Here is a 7,174-nt window from a genome sequence, read left to right as displayed (position 1 = left end):
ATGTCGGCGACGAAATTTTTGCGGCGTTCGGCGCGCCGGTGGCGATTGCGGAAATGGAAAAGAGCGCGGTGTTTTGCGCGATCGAAATGATGCGGCGCCTCGATTTGCTCAACGCCAAATACCGCGACCGCATCGGCCGCGACACGCCCATCGGCATCGGCTTGAATTATGGCGAAGTGGTTGCCGGCAACCTCGGCTCCGAGCATAAAATCGACTACGCCCTGACCGGCGACACCGTCAACACCGGCAAACGCATCGAAACCATCACCAAAGATCATCCCAATTCCATTCTCATGAGTGAAGCGGTTTATCAAAAAGTGAAGGATGTGATTGCGGCCCGGGAATTTGCGCCACTAACCGTGAAAGGCAAAAAGGAACCTATTCGCGTGTATCAAGTTGTGCTCAACGAATAATGGTTACATGCTCCTGCGAACACGATTAAACCCCAAGCGCGCCGTTATCGTCGCCGGCTTTTGCTTATGCTTCTGCCGTCCTGGGCCGCTCCATCCTCAAATCTTGCCGTTCGATCACTATTCCCTCAAAAACGGCCTGACCTCGACCTGGACGAATTCGATTTTTCAGGATTCCCGCGGGTATTTGTGGATTGGCGGCGATGAAGGCGTGTCGGTCTACGACGGCGTTCGTTTCAAAAATTACGGCGTGCGCGACGGCTTGCCGGTGAGCCAGATTTGGTGCGTGTATGAAAGCCAGAAGTCGCCGGGCGCGATATTGATCGGCACACACGGCGCCGGCCTGGTCACGTTCGAGCAGGGACGTTTCACTACGATGAAGTTGGACACGCTGCCGGGCAGCAATACCGTGGGCGCGATGCTCGAAGATTACAGCGGTGTGTTGTGGTGCGGCACCAATGCCGGCGTTTATCGCGTTCAAAACGGCAGCTCGACATTTTTTCCGACAGACAGTGTGCGCGGCTGGGTGCCGTTCATCGTGCAAACCAGTGACAGCCTGATTTGGATCAGCACGGAACGAAAACTCTACCGCTATTCTCCGCGCAGCGGCGAGACGCAATTGCTGAACCTGCACGTCGAGCCTTCGCTTTTGTCATGTATGAATGCCGATGCGGAGGGCAACATCTGGTTGGGCGGGTATACCGGCGATATTTACCAGATGCGCAACGATCAAATTATTGCTGCGCGGCAACTGCCGACCGAAGAACTCTTTGACATGATTGATGACGGCGAAGGCTCGCTCTGGTTTGTCGCCATGCAGGGAATTTTCAAAGTATCCAAACATGATTTTACCGGCGCGTTTACTCAATACACGGTTGAAAACGGTTTGCATGAAAACCGGTTGATTTCCTGCTTGCGTGACCGGGAAAATAATTTTTGGTTTGGCGGGCGCACCAAAGGCCTGGCGAAATTGTCGGAGCGTAATCTTGTCACGTTTCCCTTCGAAGGGGTGCGGCCGGATGTCATGAGCCGCGTCGCCGTGGCCGATGCGCGCGGCCGGTTCTTTCTGCTTTCTGAAAGCGGGGTTTGGGAAATTTGGCGGCAGCGCCACGGCAACTGGCAGAAACATCTGCATCAATTGGAGCGCGGCGACCTGACGGGCCTGTGGTGGCAGGCGGATTTCGGCGCGGACAGCACGCTGTGGATTTGTTTTGATAAAGGCGGCATGTGCGGGTATCAAATCCACGCGAACGGCGAGCAGCATTCGCGCTTGACGCTCAAGCGCACTTTGCAGCCGGGACGCGATCTGCCCGCCGGATTCCCCATTGCGTTTTTGGTTGATGATTACGATCAACTGTGGTGCAGCATGCGCGGCGAGGGCATTGCGCATTATGATTTGCGTACCTCAACTCCGCGCGCGTTCTATTCGATGCATGAGGGGCTGGCCAGCAACACGATTCGCGCGATTTGGCGCGACCGCAATGAAAAAATGTGGTTTGGCAGCTATAATTTGGGTATCTCCATTTTTCGACCGGTAGCCGGCAAGTATGAGTTCGAACGGAAGCTAACCATGGCGGAGGGTTTGCTCGATGACGGCATACGCATGATCTTCGAGCGCAGCAATGGCGAAATTTGGATTGCGACACGCTTTGGCGGCATTGCGATTGTCGACGGCGAGCGCATGATAACTCTTTCCACCAGAGACGGGCTGCTCAGCGACGCTGTTTGGGGATTTACCGAAGACGCGCTCGGCCGCATCTGGATCGCCACCTCGTTAGGCATGCAATATGTCTTGCCGGACAGTTCCTACAAACTTGTAACGCCGCAAGGGCTGGGCGGACAGTTTTTCGGTTCGATTGGCGCCGCGCCCGGGCAAATGATTTGGGGAATGGGCTATCACAATCTTGTTATTTATGAGTACGGCCGTAAAAGCAAGTTGAACATTCCGCCGCCGATCTATATCACGAATTTGCGCGTTAACGGCAAGAATCGTAACCTCATCGCGCCTGCCGAGTTTGCTTATGACGAAAACCTCTGCACCATTGAATTCAGCGGCATCAGCTTCAAAGACGAAACCGCGGTGCGCTATCGCCATCGCCTGCTCGGCTTGCATGAAGAATGGCAGGAGCCTACCGAGCAGCGCGTGGTAACGTTCGCCTCCTTGCGGCCGGGAACCTACACTTTTGAAGTGATTGCGATTAATGCGGAAGGCGCGGAGAGTGCGACCCCGGCGGCATTGACATTCACGATTCAGCCGCCGTTTTGGCAGCGCTGGTGGTTCATCGCTTTGTGCCTCCTGCTGCTCGGCACCATTTTATACGCGATTCATGTCATGCGTCTGGATCGTGTGTTGGAAATTGAAAAAATCCGCTCGCGCATTGCGCTTGATCTGCACGATGAAATCGGCGCCGGCCTGACGCATATCGGCCTGCTTTCGCAAGTGGCGCTACGCAAAAAAAACGTACAGCAGTTCTACGACGCTGCCAAAGCGCGCTTGCACCATCCGGAAGCGGGCGAGGCGCAAGAGACAACAGCAGCACTCTACGAATTGGGCGGCGCGCTTGAACGTGTTGGGGGCATCGCGCGCGAGTTGTCCGCAGCGATGGGCGACGTGGTCTGGTCGATCAATCCCAAACACGATTCCGTGGAGGCGTTGCAGCGGCGGCTTAAATCATTTGCCCATGAAATCTGTCATGCCAAAAACATTGCCTTGAACTTTGATGTTTCCAAGGCGCTGGCGGGGATGAAACTGCATCCGGAAACGCGGCGCAATTTATTGCTCATTGCCAAAGAAGCGTTGCACAACATGGCCAAATATTCCGGCAGCCCCTCCGTCGACGTTAAAATCGATGCCACCACCGAAAAGCTGCGCGTCGTCATCCAGGATTGCGGCAAAGGATTTGATCTTGCACATTCCTTCACCGGCAATGGCTTGAACAACATGCGCTTGCGCGCGGAAAAGCTGGGCGGAACATGCGAGATTATCTCCGCGCCGGGCCAGGGCACGCAGATCGTCGCCAGTGCGCCCTATAAAATTTGATTTTGAGCCGGTGCTGAGGGTTCTGTTGTTTGGATGAGCTTGCCTGTTTTTCGTTTCACCACCCATCCCACAATTTCCACTCTTTCACATCTCGCAAAAAATTTTCCAACTTCGTTGCCCGGCAAACGTCGAATGGATTGAAACAAGCAAACGAGTTCAAAACAGCAAAACTCATTTCAGTCCGTTTAAACTTTGGAGGTTTACCATGAAACGTTTTTCTTTCCTCTTCGCGACGGCCTTGATGGCTGCGGCGTTGTGCACCACGGTATTGCAGGCGCAGCCGCGCGGCAACTTCCGCGGCGACCGTGACCGCCCGCAAATGCGCAATGAGATCGCCGAAGAACTGGGGTTGTCGGATGAACAAAAAGAAAAAATTCGGCAAATCCGCCAGGAAGCCCGCAAACAAGCCATCGCACACCGGGCAAAAGTGCAGTTGGCGCATATCGAGCTGCAAGAACTGGTGCAAGCCGATAATCCCGATCAAGACAAGATCAATGCGAAGATTTCCGAAGTGAGCAAGCTGCACGAAACCGGCATGCGCAATCGCATTGCAACGCAATTGGACGTGCAAAAAGTGCTTACCCCGGAACAGCGCAAAAAAGCGCAGGAGCTGCGGCCGTTTCGCGGCATGCGAGACTTCGATGATTTCGAAGGCCGGCCGGGCCCGGGCATGCACCGCGGCATGCGGATGCAGGGTATGCCCGATATCATGCCTTTTGAAGAATAACGCACGAGGTTGGCGCGCGGCATGGCGCTGCTTTCCTGAATTGGAGCTGAGACGGCCCTGCCAAACAAAGGAATAGTTATTCTATCACAAACCGCCAGCTTGGTATCTGCGATCAGCAGCAACCAGGCTGGCGGTTTTCATGGTAGACTGGAGGAATGTGTGTATGAAAAGACTTCCCTTGCCTCAATCACGAAAACAGAGGCAAATCATTTTGAGCGGCAAGGCCATTGCGTATATCCTGCCGCTTTTGTTCTTCTTGTTCAGTTGTGGAAAATCTGAATGGAACAGCCGGTGGCGAGCGCAAGAAATCACGGTTGACGGCAAACAGCAGGATTGGGACGGCGCGCTTGTTTTTGCGGACAAAGAAAAAATTGCCGTGGGCTTGATGAATGATAGAGACGACTTATTCGCGTGCCTGGTGGTTGATGATCGCGAGGTACAAGCCTCGATCATGCGGCGCGGGCTGATCGTGTGGTTCGATGCCACGGGCAAAAAAGACAAGACGTTTGGCATTCATTTTCCGCTTTCCCGTTTCAGTCTGGGGCCGCCGATGCTGCCGCGATCCGAGTCGGAAGAACCGCAAAAGGATCTTGCCTCCATGCCAACCGAGATGGAAATTCTTGGCCCGGGAAAAGATGATCGCCAGCGCCTGCCGCTCGATAAGGCTCGCGGCATTGATCTCAATATAAACCGTGATAATGGCGTATTGATTTATGAGATTAGAATTCCATTGCGTCACGGCGCTGATCGACCCTACGCCATTGGCGCAAATCCCGGTGATAAGATCGGTATCGGATTGGAAACGCCGGAATTTGATCGTAAAGAAATGAGGGAAAGAATGCGATCCGGCATGGGCGAGCGGCCGCGCGGCGGCATGAGCGGTGGTCGGCCGGGAGGAGGTTTTGGTGGCGGTGGCCGGGGCGGCGGGATGGGCAGACCGGGTGGTCCCGGCGGCCAACGGCCAGAATTGCCAGAATCTCTAAAAGTTTGGACGAAAGTACAGCTTGCAGCCTCACCGGCGCAGTAAGCGCGTTTTAGGAATTGTTTTGTGGAAAACGGTTAACATTTTATTTTGAAATGCCAAGCGCTTAAAACAACAAGCAGGAGATGAGCATGAAGCAATACTCACAAAGTCTAAAGCTGGCATGTTGGTGTCTGCCGGCGCTTTTTCTTTTCGTTGATCTTGGGTTTGCCCAGCCGCCGCAAGGCCGGGGCGCGCCCGATTCCACCCAAATTGCCGCAACGATTGACACCCTCGCCCAAAAACTTTCATTAACGAAAGAGCTGAAAGAAAAAGTCGGCAAGATTTATTTTGCCTCATTTGCCGAGGGCCGGAAAGCCTTCGAGAAAAACCGCGGAGATTGGCAGGCGATGCGCGAAGCCCGCATGCAAATCGATGAAAAGCGCGACGCCGAGATCAAAGCATTGTTGAACGATGAGCAGAAAAAACTGTACGACAAATTCATTCAGGAACAGAGGCAACGGCGCCGGGGCGATCGGCCTCCACGCCCGAATAACTGAAATGGCAGAATACTTGCGGGTTTGGGTTTCATCTCTTATCTTTGCGCATCGATCTTGCCGGCGAGTACAGCGCCGATGACTGAATTCGAACTCACGACACAAGATCAAAGACGTTTGGACGCTTAACTCAACATATCTCACTAACAGGAGGTTACTCGTGCAGTCTGATCATCAAACCCGCCGGGAGTTTTGTATTCGCGCTTGCCAGGCCGCATCTGTGATGGCATGGGGCGGCGCGGTGAGCGCCATTCTGCAAAGTTGTTCGTCCGATGACCCGTTGTCCTCCGGGAGCCAGAATTTGCCCCAGATTCAGGCGACGGCGGTAAACGGCGTCATTACGCTTGTGATTGATGCCGGCTCGCCGCTAGCAGCCGTCGGCAGCGCGGCCCAGGTGCAACACGCCAGCGGGACTCTGCTGGTTGCTCGCACCGCGCAGAACGAGTTTACTGCACTCACCGCGGTGTGCACGCATCAGCAGTGTACCATCAACGGATACGCGAACCAAATCTACACCTGCCCCTGCCACGGCTCGCAATTCAACACCAACGGTCAAGTCACACGCGGCCCGGCCGCCGCCGCGCTGCGGAAGTATGCCACGCAATTCGCCAACGATCAACTTTCGATTACGTTGTAAGCGACGGATAGAACAGAATCACTTCGCTTTCCAACTTAAAGTACACGGATTCGTCTAACGGATTGAAATGCAAACGAAAGGCTCGGAAAGAGAGCCGGCGCCATCGGGACTATCGGAAGCGGAACTACTTGCCGGATGCCGCGCCGGTCAACCGCAGGCGCTGGCGGAACTGGTCAAACGTTATCAGGCCGCCGTGCTGCGCGTTTGCATTTCAATCCTCGGCAGTCGTGATGTTGATGATCTGGTGCAGGAAATCTTCATCAAAATCCTGCAACGGTTGGATCGGTTCGAAGGGCGTTCGGCTTTGTTTACGTGGATATATGAAGTCACGGTCAATCACTGCCGGGATGAATTGCGGCGGCGCAAGCGGCGGCGCTGGTTTTCGCTGCAAGCATTGCCGCAAACTGTCGTCGAAAATATTCCGCTGGACGAGAAACCGGTGACCGACCGTATTGAAAACGATGAGTTGGAACAACGCCTGCACCGTGAGATCAATAAACTCAAACCCAAATATCGTGAGCTGATTGTCCTGCGCGACCTCGAAGGTTTGAGTTATGAGGAAATTGCGCAAGTCTGCCAGATCGACGTGAAGCTGGTGAAATCACGTTTGTATGAAGCCCGTCGCATACTGGCTCAAAATATGAGAAATTTTATGGAGGAGGCGCCGCATGTACAAGTCTGATACCAATACCTCCCACGTGAATGATGTGACGCTGTGGGCGTGGCGTTGTTCCGAACTCGAGGCAGAGGCCGCGCTGGCGGTGCGTGTTCATGTGGAGGCCTGCCCGGCCTGTGCGCACCGCGCCGCGCAACTCGCGAAACTGCTCGAAACCATGCCCGCG

The 7,174-nt window shown here is 54.6% G+C and carries 7 protein-coding genes; all 7 read left to right on the top strand.

Annotation, left to right across the window (positions count from 1 at the left end; all coding sequences use genetic code 11):
• On the top strand, nucleotides 1–413 hold a 413-nt coding region (locus FBQ85_23785; protein ID MDL1878161.1), incomplete at its 5' end, for an adenylate/guanylate cyclase domain-containing protein.
• 7 nt (nucleotides 414–420) lie between these two features.
• Nucleotides 421–3,450, top strand: coding sequence for a hypothetical protein (locus tag FBQ85_23780; GenBank protein MDL1878160.1), 3,030 nt, complete (start codon nucleotides 421–423; stop codon nucleotides 3,448–3,450).
• Nucleotides 3,451–3,655: 205 nt separating this feature from the next.
• Nucleotides 3,656–4,177, top strand: coding sequence for a periplasmic heavy metal sensor (locus tag FBQ85_23775; GenBank protein MDL1878159.1), 522 nt, complete (start codon nucleotides 3,656–3,658; stop codon nucleotides 4,175–4,177).
• 163 nt (nucleotides 4,178–4,340) lie between these two features.
• The gene (locus FBQ85_23770) at nucleotides 4,341–5,204 is read left to right on the top strand and encodes a hypothetical protein (GenBank protein MDL1878158.1); all 864 of its coding nucleotides are present in this window, start codon (nucleotides 4,341–4,343) and stop codon (nucleotides 5,202–5,204) included.
• A gap of 86 nt (nucleotides 5,205–5,290) precedes the next feature.
• A complete protein-coding gene (locus tag FBQ85_23765) occupies nucleotides 5,291–5,698 on the top strand; it encodes a hypothetical protein (GenBank protein MDL1878157.1) in 408 nt (135 codons plus the stop codon).
• Nucleotides 5,699–5,855: 157 nt separating this feature from the next.
• Nucleotides 5,856–6,332, top strand: coding sequence for a Rieske (2Fe-2S) protein (locus FBQ85_23760; protein MDL1878156.1), 477 nt, complete (start codon nucleotides 5,856–5,858; stop codon nucleotides 6,330–6,332).
• A gap of 67 nt (nucleotides 6,333–6,399) precedes the next feature.
• Nucleotides 6,400–7,014, top strand: coding sequence for an RNA polymerase sigma factor (locus FBQ85_23755; protein ID MDL1878155.1), 615 nt, complete (start codon nucleotides 6,400–6,402; stop codon nucleotides 7,012–7,014).
• Nucleotides 7,015–7,174: the final 160 nt, after the last annotated feature.

The sequence above is a fragment of the Cytophagia bacterium CHB2 genome (assembly GCA_030263535.1).
Lineage (GTDB): Bacteria > Zhuqueibacterota > Zhuqueibacteria > Zhuqueibacterales > Zhuqueibacteraceae > Coneutiohabitans.
This window is presented reverse-complemented; position numbering and strand designations above follow the sequence as displayed.